This window comes from Janthinobacterium sp. UMAB-56 (assembly GCF_900095265.1).
Lineage (GTDB): Bacteria > Pseudomonadota > Gammaproteobacteria > Burkholderiales > Burkholderiaceae_D > Janthinobacterium.
The window spans coordinates 117,907-132,244 of sequence record NZ_LT607659.1; the positions used below are offsets into that span (position 1 = coordinate 117,907).

The window sequence follows — 14,338 nt, forward strand, 5'->3', positions numbered from 1 at the left end:
CGAGCGGCGCAATCGGCAACTCGATGGCGCTGGCCGCCCCTGCCGCGTGGTACACGCGCTGCGTGGCCTTCTTGTAATCGCCTGGCTGGGCCAGGAAGATATTCGGCACGAAGGTTTGCGGGTTGCGGTCGTACAGGGGGAACCAGCTCGACTGCACTTGCACGGCGATGCGGTGGCCGGGCAGGAAGACGTGATTCGCATTCGGCAAGGCGAAACGGTAGCGCTCCACTTTGCCCGCCGGAATGGCCGTCGGATGTTCGAGGCTGTCCCGATAACGGCCGCGGAAGATATCCATCGCCACGCCCAGTTGATAGCCGCCCATGGCCGGCTGCGACGGCACTTCGTCAGGATACACATCGATCAGTTTCACCACCCAGTCGGCGTCCGTGCCGCTGGTGGCGGCAAACAGATTGACCACAGGCGCGCCGGCGATGCGCACGGCCGTCTTCAACGGTTCGGAAACATAGCTGAGCACGTCCGTGCGGTCCGCATAGCCGCGCTGGTCGCTGACCAGCCATGGCTTCCACTGCTCGCCATCGCTCAGGCGCACGGGACGCGCGACAAACGGCACGGGTTTCGCCGGATCGGCCACGTATTCGTCGTACGCGCCACTGGCAGAGTCTGATGCCGCTGGCGCCGGCGCAAAGCCCAGCTTGTACCCATCCTGCAGGTAGATCGGCGTCAGCTTGGTTTCGCAGGTCTCGCAAGCCAGCGGCCACTGCCACAAGCGCTGCCACTGGTTCGTGCCGCTCTGGTAAGACGTCACTGGCGGCGTATTGGCTTCCGGTGCGCCATCCTTCAGGTATTGATTGAGGAAGGGCTGCATGACTTTTTCGCGGAACTGGCGCGCCGTGTCGCCGTCAAACTTCAGGGCGCCCAGGCTGGAGCCTTCATAGTTGACGCCGCTGTGGCGCCACGGACCGATGGCCAGGTAATTGAGGTTGTTGCGCGTGTCGCGCCCCTCCATTGCCCAGTAGGTGGCATAGGGACCATAGATGTCTTCCTGATCCCACTGCCCCACCACGTGCATGGTCGGCACGATCAACGGGCGCTTGGCCAGGATCTTGTCGAGCGCCTGTTCCTGCCAGTAACTGTCGTAAGCCGGATGTTCGAACAGTTTTTTCGTGTAGGCCAGCTTGTCGATGCCGAACTTTTTCGCGTAGTCGGCGGCCGAGCCGATGCGCAGATACCCGTCGTAGTCGTCGTAGACGCCCGTCACGGGCGCGTCGCCGCTGCCGCGCACGCTCGTCTGCCACGCCAGGTAAGACAGGCTGGGCATGCGGAAGGCGCCGTTATGGAACCAGTCGTCACCGCGCCAGCCATCGACCATGGCGCTCATGGGTATGGCCACCTTCAGCGCCGGATGCGGGTCCACCAGGGCCATCAGCACCGTATGTCCCTCGTACGATGAACCCACCATGCCTACCTTGCCATTGCTCTCCGGCACGTTTTTCACGAGCCAGTCGATCGTATCCCAGGCATCGGTCACGTTATCGACCTTGGTATTGTTCAGTGGCCCCCGCACGGGGCGCGTCATGACGTAATCGCCTTCGGAGCCATGCTTGCCGCGCACGTCCTGGAATACGCGGATGTAGCCGTTTTCCACCAGGGTATCGTCGCCCTGCGGCAAGGTGGCCAGCATGCTGGCGCTGGTCGCGCGCTGGGCGCGACGGGCCGCATTGTATGGCGTGCGCGTGAGCATGATGGGCGCCCGTTTGGCCTCTTTCGGCACGACGATCACCGTGTACAGCTTGACACCGTCGCGCATGGGGATCATCACCACGCGCTTGACGTAATCATTGACGTCAGGCATCACCAGCTTGGCGCCGATATCGGGCGTCATCGGTGGCGTTTGCGCCATCGCCGGCGCCACAAAGAGGGAACTGCATAGGGAACTGACAACCAGGGCCAGGCCGGTGAGCCGGACGGGGGACGACACGCGCATACTGTTCTCCAATGATTCATGCCACGCAAAAGTGGCCGAACGGCAATAGTACCCGGAAAGCAAGTTCTACAGAAGGCTAGACTATGGCGCAACGCAGCAGATATATCGGCACGCAACTTGACAGAACGCGCACGAACTGCAACCATAACGCCATGAAATTTATCCCGTCACAACACGCCTGCTTGAATTGGTGGTCCTGCTCACTTTCGCGCGGCCACTGCATAGTGATGTGAATTTGATCCACGCCGCCTCGATCGGTGGCGTAACAGGCTCCAGCCTGGATCATCCCCGATGCAGGCGGCTCAAAAGGAAACTTGATGAGCTTGCCTAGTACCCCCAATACCCAAGACCAGAACGACGCAGTCGCAGCACCGCTGTCGGCCGCCGCCATCGCTTCGCAATCCGTGATCCTGACGGGTGACCGCCCGACCGGCCCCTTGCACCTGGGCCACTACGTGGGCAGCCTGCGCGACCGCGTCGCTTACCAGAACAGCTACAAGCAATTCATCATGCTGGCCGACGCGCAGGCGCTGACGGACAATATGGACGACATCGACAAGGTGCACCGCAATGTTGTCGAAGTGGCGCTCGACTACCTGGCCGTCGGCATCGACCCGACGAAAACCACGGTATTCATCCAGTCGCAAATCCCGGAACTGGCCGAACTGACCTTTTACTACCTGAACATCGTCACCGTGGCGCGCCTCGAGCGCAACCCCACCGTCAAGGAAGAAATCCGCCTGCGCGGCTTCGAGCGCGACATCCCGGCCGGCTTTTTGACCTACCCGGCCAGCCAGGCGGCCGACATCACGGCCTTCAAGGCAGGCGTGGTGCCCGTGGGCGAAGACCAGATCCCCATGATCGAACAAACGAATGAAATCGTGCGCCGCTTCAACCGCATGTACAACCGTGAAGTGCTGATGGAATGCAAGGCGCTGGTGCCGGACATCGGCCGCCTGCCCGGCATCGACGGCAAGGCCAAGATGAGCAAGTCGCTGGGCAATACCATCAACCTGGGCGCGACATCGGCCGAAATCACGGCCGCCGTGAAAAAAGTCTACACGGACCCGCTGCACCTGCGCGTCGAAGACCCGGGCCACCTGGAAGGCAACATCGCCTTCACTTACCTGGACGCGTTTGACCCGGAAAAAGCGGCGCTGGCCGACATGAAAGCCCATTATGTGCGTGGCGGCCTGGGCGACAGCATCGTCAAGAAGCGCCTGGACCTGGTCTTGCAGGAAATGCTGGCGCCTATCCGCGCCCGCCGCGAAGAGTTCGCCAAGGACAAAGGCCAAGTCATCCAGATGTTGAAAGAAGGCACCTTCAAGGCACGCGAAGTAGCGGCCCGCACGGCAGATGAAGTCAAGTCGGCACTGGGCCTGAACTACTTCTGATCACAGACAGGAATAGCAAACTGATGCGCCCAGGCGGAGTCGGGTAAAATCCCGCTTTCGCCTGGGCGCAATTCGTTTGTCACCGTGGCATCAGCAATCCGTAGAGAAGACAAAGCGCCATGAACGATACCCCTGTCGAACAGCTGCTGCAGCAGCATTTTTCCATCGATGCGCTGCAACGCTCGCCCGCGCCCCTGCAGCAGGCGCTGCGCATGCTGGGCGGCTGGCTGGCCGCCGAGCGCGACACGCCGTATCCGCACACGCCATACGCGGAACTGCTGACGCAACTGTCCGACACCTGCCTGCCCGCGCACGGCATGCCCGTGGCGGCATTCCTGCAAGAACTCGACGCTACCGTGCTGGCCAATACGGCCCAGCTGAACCACCCGCAATACATCGGCCACATGACGCAGGCCCTGCCCTGGATCAGCGTGCTGGCCGAAGCGTTTACGGCCACCCTGAACCAGAACCAGGTAAAGATCGAGACAGCGTATGTGTCGACCCTGATCGAAAAACAGATCCTGGGCTGGCTGCACCGCCAGGTGTACCAGCACGCCGATAGCGTCTACACGCAGGCGATGGCCGCCACCAGCGGCGCGCTGGGCAATGTCGTCAATGGCGGCACCATGGGCAACTTGACGGCGCTGGCCGTGGCGCTGGAACAGCAGCTGCCCGGCACGCGCAAGCGTGGCCTGTTTGCCGCCATGCAGGAATCGGGCTACGCGGGACTGGCCGTGATCGGCTCGGCCCGCAGCCATTATTCCGTGAAAAAGGCGCTGGCGACCCTGGGCCTCGGTGAAAACGCCCTGCACCTGGTAGCCGTTGACCGCGACAACCGCATCGATATCGCCGCGCTGGAAGCGACGATTGCCGAATTGAAGTCGCGCAAGATCAAGGTCATCGCCATGATCGGCATCGCCGGCACGACGGAGACGGGCGCCATCGATCCGCTGGCCGCCATGGCGGCCATTGCCGCCCGAGAAAGCATCTGGTTCCATGTGGATGCGGCCTGGGGCGGCGCCCTGCTGATCGCGGAACAGTACCGCGCGCTGTACGACGGCATCGCTCTGGCCGACTCCGTCGTCATCGACGGGCATAAGCTGCTGTGGGTGCCGATGGCCCAAAGCATGGTGCTGTTCAAGGACAGCGCCAGCCTGAACCTACTCAAACACAACGCCAACTACATCTTGCGCGACAACTCGGGCGACCTGGGCCAGACGTCGCTGGAAGGCTCGCGCCGCTTCGACGCCTTGAAACTGTGGACCTCGTTCAAAGTGCTGGGCGTGTCCGGCTACACGACCTTGCTGCAGCAGGCGGCCACGTTGTCCGGCCAGTTGCAGGATTTATTGGCTGACCAGCAGGATTTCGAACTCGTCACGCGTTCGGACACCTTCATTCTGACCTACCGCTACCTGCCCGCACACTTGCGCCAGCGTATGGAAAGCTTGCTGGCTGATGGCCAGGTGGAGGCGGCGACCGAACTGAACAAGCAGTTGAACACACTCAACGCCAAGCTGCAAAACCGGCAAAAAGCGCAGGGCCACAGCTTTGTCTCGCGCACGGTACTGGAATCGACGCGCTATCCTGGCCCCACCAATGTGCTGCGCGTGGTCATGACGAATGTCAAGACGCGCCCCCACCACTTGCGCGCCATCCTGGCCGAACAGCGCGCCATCGGGCAGGCGTTGGTGGCGGAACTGGGCCTGCAAGGAATCTCCCCCAATCAGCCTTGACTGGATGTCCGATGCAGCGTCTTAGCGCCCTTACCGATCTGTTACGGCATCTGTTGAAATGGCTGCTGCTGGCCTTGGTCGTGGCCGTGCTGGCCGGCTCGGCCTCGGCCGGTTTCCTGTTCTCACTGGACTGGGCGACGCGCACCCGGATGGCGCACGCCTGGCTGATCTGGCTGCTGCCCGTGGCCGGCTTTGCCGTCGGCTGGCTGTATTTGCGCTACGGCAGCAGTGTCGAAGGCGGCGCGAATCTGCTACTCGATGAAATCCACGACCCGAAAAAAATCATTCCGCTGCGCATGGCGCCGCTGGTGCTGGGCGGCACCGTCATCTCGCATTTGTTCGGCGCTTCTGTCGGGCGCGAAGGCACTGCCGTGCAGATGGGCGGCGCGCTGGCCGACCAGCTGACGCGCATGTTTCGTTTGAACAATGACGACCGACGCATCATCCTGATGGCCGGCATCAGCGCCGGCTTTGCCTCCGTCTTCGGCACGCCGCTGGCGGGCGCCATCTTCGGCCTGGAAGTGCTGGCCATCGGCCGCCTGCGCTATGAAGCCATGCTGCCCTGCCTGCTAGCTGCCGTCATCGCCGACCAGGTGGGCCTGTGGTGGGGTGTGCAACACACGCATTACGCCGTGCCTTTGACCCCCGCCCTCTCTGCCTGGCCCCTGTGCGCCATGGTAATCGCGGGCGTGCTGTTCGGCGTGACGGGCAAGGTGTTTGCGCAAGCCACGCATGGCTTGAGCGGGCTGATGAAACGCTGGATCGGCTACGCCCCGTTGCGTCCGCTGGCCGGCGGCCTCGCCGTCGCCATCGCCGTGTGGCTGCTGGGCACGGATCGCTACATCGGCCTGGGCATTCCCACCATCGTTGACGCCTTGAAGCAGCCGCTGCCAGCCTACGATTTCCTCGGCAAGATGGCGTTTACCATCGTCTCTCTGGGCACGGGCTTCAAGGGCGGCGAAGTGACGCCCCTGTTTTACATCGGCGCGACCCTGGGCAATGCGCTGGGCCCGCTGCTGCACCAACCCGTCACCCTGCTGGCCGCCATCGGCTTCGTCGCCGTGTTTGCCGGCGCGGCCAACACGCCCATCGCCTCGACGCTGATGGCCATGGAGCTGTTCGGCGCCGAGATCGGCGTCTATGCCGCCATCGCCTGCGTCGTGGCCTATCTGTTTTCCGGCCACGCGGGCATTTACCGGGCACAGCGCAGCGGCCACGCCAAACGCACCATACACAAGGATACGGACACATGACACAGAACATCTACGACAACGACACCTTCTTTACCGGCTACAGCCAACTGCCCCGCTCCGTCGGCGGCCTCGATGCGGCGCCCGAATGGCCAGCCCTGCGCGCCATGCTGCCCGACTTACAAGGAAAAAACGTGCTCGACCTGGGCTGCGGCTATGGCTGGTTCTGCCGCTGGGCAGTGCAAGCCGGCGCGGCGCGGGTGCTGGGCGTGGACGTCTCGGAAAAGATGCTGGCGCAGGCGCGCAGCATGGGCAATCAGGCAGCGCTCGGGTATGCCCGACTCGATATGGAACAACTGACCTTGCCACCGGCCAGCTACGACCTCGTCTACAGCTCGCTGGCCTTCCACTACATCGAAGACTACACCACCCTGCTAGCCACCATCCGCCAGAGTTTAAAGCCAGGCGGCAAGCTGGTATTTTCTATCGAGCATCCGATCTTCATGGCGCCGCGCCAACCCGGCTGGCTGACCGATGCGCAGGGCCGCAAGCACTGGCCCGTCGACAGTTACCAGCAGCAAGGCCCGCGCATCTCGGACTGGCTGGCGCCCGGCGTGATCAAGCAGCACCGCACCCTGGGCACGACCTTGAATGCCTTGCTACACGCCGGTTTCCAGCTGGAACAGGTGGAAGAATGGGGCCCGACAGACGATCAGATTGCGCAGCAGCCGGCGCTGGCCGAAGAGCGCGAAAGGCCGATGCTGTTGCTCATAGGCTGTGGCGCGCCTTAATTTCCCCGCCATGCAGCGCCAGCGGCACGGCCCTGGCCCAGCGGTTCGACGACAGCGAAAACGTCAGCGCGCGGACCTGGTGGTACCAGCCGGCGGGCACGTACAGCATATCGCCCGGCTCGACGAGGCATTCGATCATCAATGCCTGGCGCGCCAGCGGGAAGCGCTCGAAATCGGGCGCTTCCGGGTCGAAGGGTGAACCGAACAGGATGGCGTTCGCCTCGCGCGGATACAGGAAGGCGTCGTGGTGCGGCGGCGATAAAAATAGGCGCTTGCGGCCCCACACTTGCGCGAAGATATTGTCGTCGTAATCGCAATGCAAAGGCGTCACCGTGCCGGCCGGCCCCACCCAGAAACGCGGCGGGCCCATCTTGTCGAAATACGTGGGCCAATGGCACAGGCGGTTCAGCTCGCGCAATTCCAGGTTGCCCAGATACGGCGGCAGCGCGTATTTGCCTTCTGCCACCAGGTCCAGGTATTGCCCCATCGACATGTCCTGCATGGCGCGGTCGGCCGCAAACGCCGTGTTGATGTAGTCGCCCACCCGCGCACGCACGGGCACGTGGCTGAACTGCTCGCGCAAGACGGCAGGCTGCAGCCTGGACAGGGGCCAGCGCTGCACCAGCCCGCGCATCAGGAAAGGCAAGCCCAGCGCGGCGCGCGCACGGAAGGCGGCGGCGTCCAGCATGGCCAGGCGCGGCACCTCGGTGATGGTGGGCAAGTCACGCGCCGTCTGCTTGATGGCCACGCGCATGGCGTCGATGGAGGTGACGCCGCGCACCTGCGCATCCTTGTCTTCGCGCGCCTGCTTGCGCGCGAGTGCCGCTTCGGGCGAACTGAATTCTGCTGGCGGCCTGGGCGGCAACGCGCGCGGCGATATGGGGGTGGCAGCAAACGGGAGCGGCACTTCTTTTTCTACGGACATAAACCTTCTTTGCGATCAGGCGCCGCGCCGCATGGCGCGACAGTGCGCCATTTTAAGCCAGCAAGGCCCGCATGACACACTATCCACGACGCATCGCAAGCCGCCTATGCCGACGCGCAGCAGGTTTGCTCAGGTGTTCCTACACAGGCGTCTTGAATATCGGATCGACGATGAACTGCTGCGCCTTGATGCGCAAGGTGCGCTCCTCGTCCAGTTCGGCGCGCGTTTCGCCCAGCTCTTCGCGCTCCGCTTCCAGTTCCAGGCGCGCGGCCGCCAGTTCCGTTTCCACGCGCGTCAGGCTTTCCAGCTTCAGCTGGGCCTGTATCAGTTCGGCGCGCGCCGCTTCGGCGGCCTCTTCCAGGCGCGGGATGCCTTCGAGCTTGAATTGCGCCTTGGCCAGGTCCATGCGCGCCTGCTCGGCCGCCTCTTCCAGGCGCGGCAAGCCTTCCAGGCGCAGCTGCGCCTTGGCCAGGTCCGTGCGGGCCTGGTTTGCCACTTGCCGCTCCCGTTCCAGCTCCTCGCGCAAGGTTTCCAGCTCGCCCGCTTGCAGGTCGAGCATTTCTTGCTGGCGCTCGTTCTCGCTGGCCAGGTCCATCAATTCCTGCTGATTGTCGTTCATTTCGGCTTCATGCGCGCTGTGGCTGGCGCTTAATTCCTGTCCTACATAATCGAGGATGGCTTGCTGCAGCACGGGCGACAGTTCGGCGGCGGCAGCGATCTGGCGCTGCGCGCCGGCCTTGCGGCGCAGCAAGAGCTTGCTGATGGTACCCAGGCAAGCGCCATGGCCCAGTCGTTCGCGCAAGGCGCGCACCGTGATGGCCTGGCCTTCGCCCGCCATCGCATCCATTGCCGCATTAATCTGTTCCGCGCTTACTTTTGACATTGTCGTGTACTCTTGAGTGTTGCCCAGGGCAATCTTGCCCAAGGGCATTATCTTATGCCAGCGGCGGCAAAGCGTAAAGTATTTCTCAATAGAAATTGCAATTGCACAACGGAAGTGTGTGCAAGCATGCGGCTTGCGGTGATTTACTCTTCCAGCAAGCCATTTTCCGTCAGCATGTCTTGCACCAGTTCCAGGCGCAGCACGGGATTGTCTTGACTCAGCAGCAATTGCTTTTGCATGGCGCTCAGGGACAGCAGCTCGCACCAGCGGTTCGCCACCCAGCCGCACTCGTCGAGCCGGTAAGGCGGCTGTAGCGGCATTTGTTCGGGCGGGATCTTTTGCTCCTGCAAGGTGCGGATCAGGGCACCGAGCGCGTCGGCCACGTTCTGCTGCTCTTGCGGGAGGGGAATGATTTTATCGGGCGGCAAGGTTTCGACTTGCGCCATCCACAAGCCGTGCTTGAGCTGTTCGCTGGAAACGATGTGAAAACGCTGCAAGCCCATGCACTTGATTTGCAGCAAGCCCGACAGGGGCGCCGCCCAATCGACGATACGCGCCATGGTACCCACGGGCGCCAGGGCTTCCTGCTGGCCCGGCTTGCGCACTTCCGTGCCATCGAGCAGCTGCACCACGCCAAATGGCTGCTCGTCCATGATGCACTGACGTATCATGTCAAGATAGCGTACCTCGAAGATCTGCAGGGGCAAATAGCCATCGGGATACAGCACCGTATTGAGCGGGAACAAAGGGATCGAAGTCATAGCCGCATGATGGCACGAATGCCATATCCCTGCAGCGCGCCTTGCGCCTGCGATTATTTATAAAAACGGCGCTTCTTGGCCCGCTCGGCCGCCTTCGGCGCCAGTACCTTGACGGCTTTCTTCTCGATGGTGCCGCCGGCGGACGTGCCCGGCACGCGGTGTTCCGCCTCGAAACCGGGCTCCTCGTTGCGTTTGAGGGTTTGCCGCGTCAGCGCTTCGACGGCCGACAACAATTCCACCTCGTCGGCGCAGACGAGGGAAATGGCGACACCCGAGGCGCCCGCGCGGCCCGTGCGGCCGATGCGGTGGATATAGTCTTCCGCCACGGTGGGCAAGTCGAAATTGACGACGACGGGCAATTGCTCAATATCGAGCCCGCGGGCGGCCACGTCGGTGGCCACCAGCACCTGCACCTCCGCCGCTTTGAAACGGGCCAGCGCACGCAAGCGGTTCGGCTGCGTCTTGTCGCCGTGAATGGCATCGGCGCGCACGCCCTGTTCCAGCAAGGTGTTCACCAGTAACTCGACACCTTTGCGCGTCTTGACGAAGACCAGTACCTGGCCCCAGCGCTTTTTCTTCAGCAAGTGCAAGAACAGTTCCGGCTTGCGTTTCTTGTCACATACGATGAGCGATTGCTGCACGGCCTTGACCGTGCTGTTGCGCGCACTGACCTCCACCGTGACGGGGTCTTTCAGCATGGTTTTCGCCATGGCGCGGATGGCATCCGAGAAGGTGGCCGAGAACAGCAGGGTCTGGCGCTGCTTGGGCATAGTCATCAGCAATATATCGAGCTCACGCTCGAAGCCCAGGTCCAGCATGCGGTCCGCCTCGTCCAGCACCAGCGTCTGCACTTGCTCGAACTTCACGGCGCCCTGCGTCTGCAAGTCCAGCAAGCGGCCCGGCGTGGCCACCAGCACGTCGAGGCCCTTGCGCAGTTTGCTGATCTGCGGCTCGATGGGCACGCCGCCATAGGCGACAAAGCTGCGCAGCGGCAAGTTACCGCCATAGCTGCGGAAGCTGGCATACACTTGCTCGGCCAGTTCGCGCGTGGGCACCAGTACCAGCACCCGCACGCACTGCGGCGCCACCACGCCCTCCAGTGTCAGACGCTGCAGCAGCGGCACGGCAAAGCCGGCCGTCTTGCCCGTGCCCGTCTGGGCGGCAGCCATCAGGTCGCGCCCGGCCAGCACGGCAGGAATCGCTTTCGCCTGCACGGGCGTGGGCTTGGCATAGCCGAGCTCATCGAGTTTGCGGACCAGGGGATCGATCAGGCCGAGGGAGGAAAACGTCATGGGGAAAGCAATCTTGGCAAAGGAAAAGGTGGCGCGCACGAACTGGCCGTGCGCGCAATTGCCGAGATTATAGGCCAGCGTGGAGGCGGGCCGGGGTTTTCAGCACAAAAACATGGCCATCAGAACTTCATTTCCAGGGTCGCGCGCGCCTGCGGCGAGCTCGGTGAAATGCTGTTGCGCAGGATCGTGCCGCTGGCGTCCGTATAGATGGTGTCGCTTTCGAAGTCTTGTGCCAGCAGGTTTGACACAGCCAGGCGCAGCTGGTTCTTCGCATCGAATTTCCACAGCGCATAAATGTCGAGGTCGCGTCGCGGCGAGGTGTAGGCGCTCTGGCGCTCGGTGATGCGCACGGGGCCGCCGTTGCGGAAGTTAAAGCTGCCCCCCGTGGTCAGCATGCCGCCGGGTGTCTTGTAATCGAGACCAAAGTTGCCGCTGACGGGGGTTTGCTGGTCGAGCCGGTTATTCGGTCCCGGTACCTGCTCCACCTGCGACCAGTTGCGGCTGACGCTGGCGCGCAAGTCGATGCCCGGTACGGGCGCGGCCATCACGGCGCGCAGCGGGAACTTCGCCTCCAGCTCCAAGGTCTGCGTATTCGCGCGGCCATCGTTGACGGGCGTAGAGACCCAGCGGTCATTCATGAACAGCAAACCCTGGCGCGTATAGCCGTCGATGCGGCGGGCCGAGGCGCGCGCGCTGAGCAAGGCGCCTTCGGCCCAGTAGTGTTCGTAGGAGGCATCGATGCCCAGCGCCAGCTCCGGTTTCAGGTAAGGATTGCCTTCTCGGTCGGGGTCCGTCTGGCTATTGTTGGTCGAAGTATTGCGACGCGGAATCAGGCTGGACGTCGGTTGCGCCTTGTAGGTGCGCGTCAGGGCCAGGCGTACCTGGTCGCCCTTGGTATCGGGCAACTTCCACAGGGTTTGCAGCAGCGGACTCCAGACGCTGGTGCGCTGATTCACTTCGTCGTAGGTATTGCCTGCGCTGCGCGTATCGATGCCTTCCCAACGCACGCCCGCATACATGGACCAGCGCGGCGTGATGTCCCATTCATCCTGCACGTACAGTGCCAGGCGCTTGATGGTGGCGTCGAAACCCTCGTCGCTGTTGACGGGCGGACGCGCGCCCAGGGCCGCTTCGCGCTGCCGGCGCGCTTCCTCGCGCTCGGTGTAAGCACCATCCCAGCCCATGGACAGGGCATGGCCGGGCAGCAAGGGCGTGGAATACTTGCCGGTCGAACTGACGCCGTTTTCAGTCGCCTTCAAGCCCACCTTGCGCTCCAGCGCCAGGCCGCTGCCATCGATAAAGCCTTGCTGCAAGCTGTCGGACGTATTGCGGGCGGCCGAGGCGCCGATTTTCAATTCCAGTTTGGCGCCGCCGGCCAGCTTGTGCATCCACGTCAGGTCGCTGCGGCCAAAGGCATTGTGATTGCTGGAGTTGCCCGTATTCATGTCGTAGTCGGGGCGCAAGCCCTGCTCCGTCACGGCGCGGCTGACATTGCGGTGGTTCGAGCGTCCGCCATTGAAGAAGAATTGCGCCGTCACGTTGTCGCCGCCGGCCAGCACCCAGTTCAGGCGCGGCGACAGGTTGATGCCTTCCGGGCGGCCATCGCCCGTGCCGCTCGTGCGGCGCAGCAGGTTTTGCCGTCCGTCGGGCGCATAACCGAGTTCCAGCCCGGGATTATCGTAATGGTAATCGTAGCGGTACAGCGAGCCGGCCAGCGAATACGAGAAATTGCCGTCGCGGTCAGACAATTGCACATTGACGCTGGGCGAAAAGCTCACGTCGCTGCCCTGCACGCCCAGCTTGAGCTCGCGCTGCGCTGTTTTGACGGCCTTTTTCAGCACCACGTTGATGGTGCCGGCGATCGACTGCGTGCTGTACTCGGCACTGGCCGCGTGCAAAATCTCGATGCGTTCGATCACGTCCGGCGACAAAGTATCGAGCGAAAAACCGGCCGGCGCGCGCTCGCCGTTGAGCAATATCTGCGTGTAGCCGCTGCCCAGGCCACGCATGCGGATTTCGCCGCCCGAGCGCCCGGCCGCGCCGGACACCGTAATGCCGGGCAAACGCTTGAGCACGTCGGTGACATTGGTATCGCCATACTTGAGGATTTCCTCGCTGCCCACGACCATCTTGCTGGCCGTATCGTCGCGGCGCGGATCATAGCCGCTGCCCTTGACTTCCACGGTTTGCATGGCGGGCGCGGCGGCCTTCTCGGCCTTCAGCGGCGCGACGGCCGGCGTTTCGGATTGCTGGGCCTGGACATTCCAGGCAAACAAGACGGCGGAGGCAATAACGGTGAGGCGGAGGCAACGGCGTGGCATCATGAGCTGGCTAAAAAAAGTTGGCTGAATAAAAATGGCTAAAAGCTAAAAAACTGGCCGCCGTATTGTGCGACAATTTTGCTCTTATGACACAGTTTCTTGAAAATATACCCTATGGCAAATTAAATTCGGCGGCAGACAGTGCTAGGTACCCTTGCATACGGTACATATCATTGCGCGCCACATCGCCGCTATAATGCGTTTTCGCCATTTCCCATCACCCCGTCAAAGGCTCCCCATCGTGTCTGACCGTCTTGCCGTTTTGCCTCAATATCTGCTGCCCAAGGGAGCGTTGACCAATTTTGCCGGCTGGATCGCCGGTGCCAAGGGCGGCGCCATGACGACGCGCCTGATCCGCTGGTTCGTCGGCCACTACAACGTCAACATGGATGAGGCACTGGACCCGGACATCACGCACTACGCCAGCTTCAACGACTTTTTCACGCGCGCGCTGCGCCCCGATGCCCGTCCGCTGGCGGCAGCCGACTACGTCTGCCCCGTCGATGGCCGCATCAGCCAGTTCGGCACGATCGACAAGGACCAGATCTTCCAGGCCAAGGGCCACAACTTCAGCACCACGGCCCTGGTGGGCGGCGATGCGGCCCTGGCGGCCCGGTTCGAACACGGCAGCTTCGCCAACCTGTACCTGAGCCCGCGCGACTACCACCGCATCCACATGCCCTGCGATGGCCGCTTGACGCGCATGATCTATATTCCCGGTGAACTGTTTTCCGTCAACCCGACCACGGCGCGCGGCATTCCCGGCCTGTTCGCCCGCAACGAACGCGTCGTCTGCGTGTTCGACACGGCCAACGGCCCGTTCGTCATGACCCTGGTGGGCGCCACCATCGTCGGCAGCATGGCCACCGTCTGGCACGGCGTCGTCAATCCGCCCCGCACTGGCCAGGTGCGCGACTGGAGCTACGCCAACGACAATGTGGTGCTGAAACAGGGCGAAGAGCTGGGCCGCTTCCTGCTCGGCTCGACCGTCGTCATGCTGTTCCCGAAAGATACCGTGGACTTCAATGCCAACTGGCAAGCGGCCGGCCCCGTGCAACTGGGCGAAGTCATGGGCAACGTGCCCAAATAAGGGACATGCGCCT

At 62.9% G+C, this 14,338-nt stretch carries 11 protein-coding genes; 5 read left to right on the forward strand and 6 right to left on the reverse strand.

From position 1 onward, the window contains the following. On the reverse strand, nt 1-1,945 hold a 1,945-nt coding region (locus K0F85_RS17100), incomplete at its 3' end, for a CocE/NonD family hydrolase (RefSeq protein ID WP_219117172.1). Nucleotides 1,946-2,262: 317 nt separating this feature from the next. On the opposite strand from K0F85_RS17100, the gene trpS reads away from it, so the two are divergent. The 4 genes from trpS (at nt 2,263) to K0F85_RS17120 (ending at nt 7,053) form a co-directional block, all read left to right on the forward strand. Next, nucleotides 2,263-3,339: a tryptophan--tRNA ligase gene (trpS, locus tag K0F85_RS17105; RefSeq protein WP_219117173.1), complete on the forward strand. Its 1,077-nt coding sequence runs from the start codon at nt 2,263-2,265 to the stop codon at nt 3,337-3,339. Between the two features lie 119 nt (nt 3,340-3,458). Beyond that, nucleotides 3,459-5,072, forward strand: coding sequence for a pyridoxal-dependent decarboxylase (locus K0F85_RS17110; RefSeq protein ID WP_219117174.1), 1,614 nt, complete (start codon nt 3,459-3,461; stop codon nt 5,070-5,072). Between the two features lie 11 nt (nt 5,073-5,083). After that, nucleotides 5,084-6,325, forward strand: coding sequence for a voltage-gated chloride channel family protein (locus K0F85_RS17115; protein ID WP_219117175.1), 1,242 nt, complete (start codon nt 5,084-5,086; stop codon nt 6,323-6,325). Next, the gene (locus K0F85_RS17120; protein WP_219117176.1) at nt 6,322-7,053 is read left to right on the forward strand and encodes a bifunctional 2-polyprenyl-6-hydroxyphenol methylase/3-demethylubiquinol 3-O-methyltransferase UbiG; all 732 of its coding nucleotides are present in this window, start codon (nt 6,322-6,324) and stop codon (nt 7,051-7,053) included. Before K0F85_RS17115 ends, K0F85_RS17120 begins: the two co-directional genes overlap by 4 nt. Here K0F85_RS17120 and K0F85_RS17125 read toward each other — a convergent pair. The 5 genes from K0F85_RS17125 to K0F85_RS17145 all read right to left on the reverse strand — a co-directional run bounded on the left by K0F85_RS17125 (nt 7,031) and on the right by K0F85_RS17145 (nt 13,238). Continuing rightward, nucleotides 7,031-7,978 (reverse strand): cupin-like domain-containing protein, encoded by a 948-nt coding sequence (locus tag K0F85_RS17125; RefSeq protein WP_219117177.1) that lies wholly within the window; start codon nt 7,976-7,978, stop codon nt 7,031-7,033. The genes K0F85_RS17120 and K0F85_RS17125 overlap by 23 nt on opposite strands. A gap of 139 nt (nt 7,979-8,117) precedes the next feature. Further along, the gene (locus K0F85_RS17130; protein WP_219117178.1) at nt 8,118-8,861 is read right to left on the reverse strand and encodes a DNA-binding protein; all 744 of its coding nucleotides are present in this window, start codon (nt 8,859-8,861) and stop codon (nt 8,118-8,120) included. Nucleotides 8,862-9,004: 143 nt separating this feature from the next. Continuing rightward, nucleotides 9,005-9,622: an LON peptidase substrate-binding domain-containing protein gene (locus K0F85_RS17135; RefSeq protein WP_219117179.1), complete on the reverse strand. Its 618-nt coding sequence runs from the start codon at nt 9,620-9,622 to the stop codon at nt 9,005-9,007. A 53-nt stretch (nt 9,623-9,675) separates the two neighbouring features. Continuing rightward, nucleotides 9,676-10,914: a DEAD/DEAH box helicase gene (locus K0F85_RS17140; protein WP_219117180.1), complete on the reverse strand. Its 1,239-nt coding sequence runs from the start codon at nt 10,912-10,914 to the stop codon at nt 9,676-9,678. A gap of 119 nt (nt 10,915-11,033) precedes the next feature. Beyond that, on the reverse strand, nt 11,034-13,238 hold the full coding sequence (locus K0F85_RS17145) for a TonB-dependent siderophore receptor (protein WP_257572842.1): 2,205 nt from the start codon (nt 13,236-13,238) through the stop codon (nt 11,034-11,036). A gap of 238 nt (nt 13,239-13,476) precedes the next feature. Here K0F85_RS17145 and asd point away from each other — a divergent pair, with 238 nt between their 5' ends. Then, nucleotides 13,477-14,325: an archaetidylserine decarboxylase gene (gene asd, locus K0F85_RS17150; protein ID WP_219117181.1), complete on the forward strand. Its 849-nt coding sequence runs from the start codon at nt 13,477-13,479 to the stop codon at nt 14,323-14,325. Nucleotides 14,326-14,338: the final 13 nt, after the last annotated feature.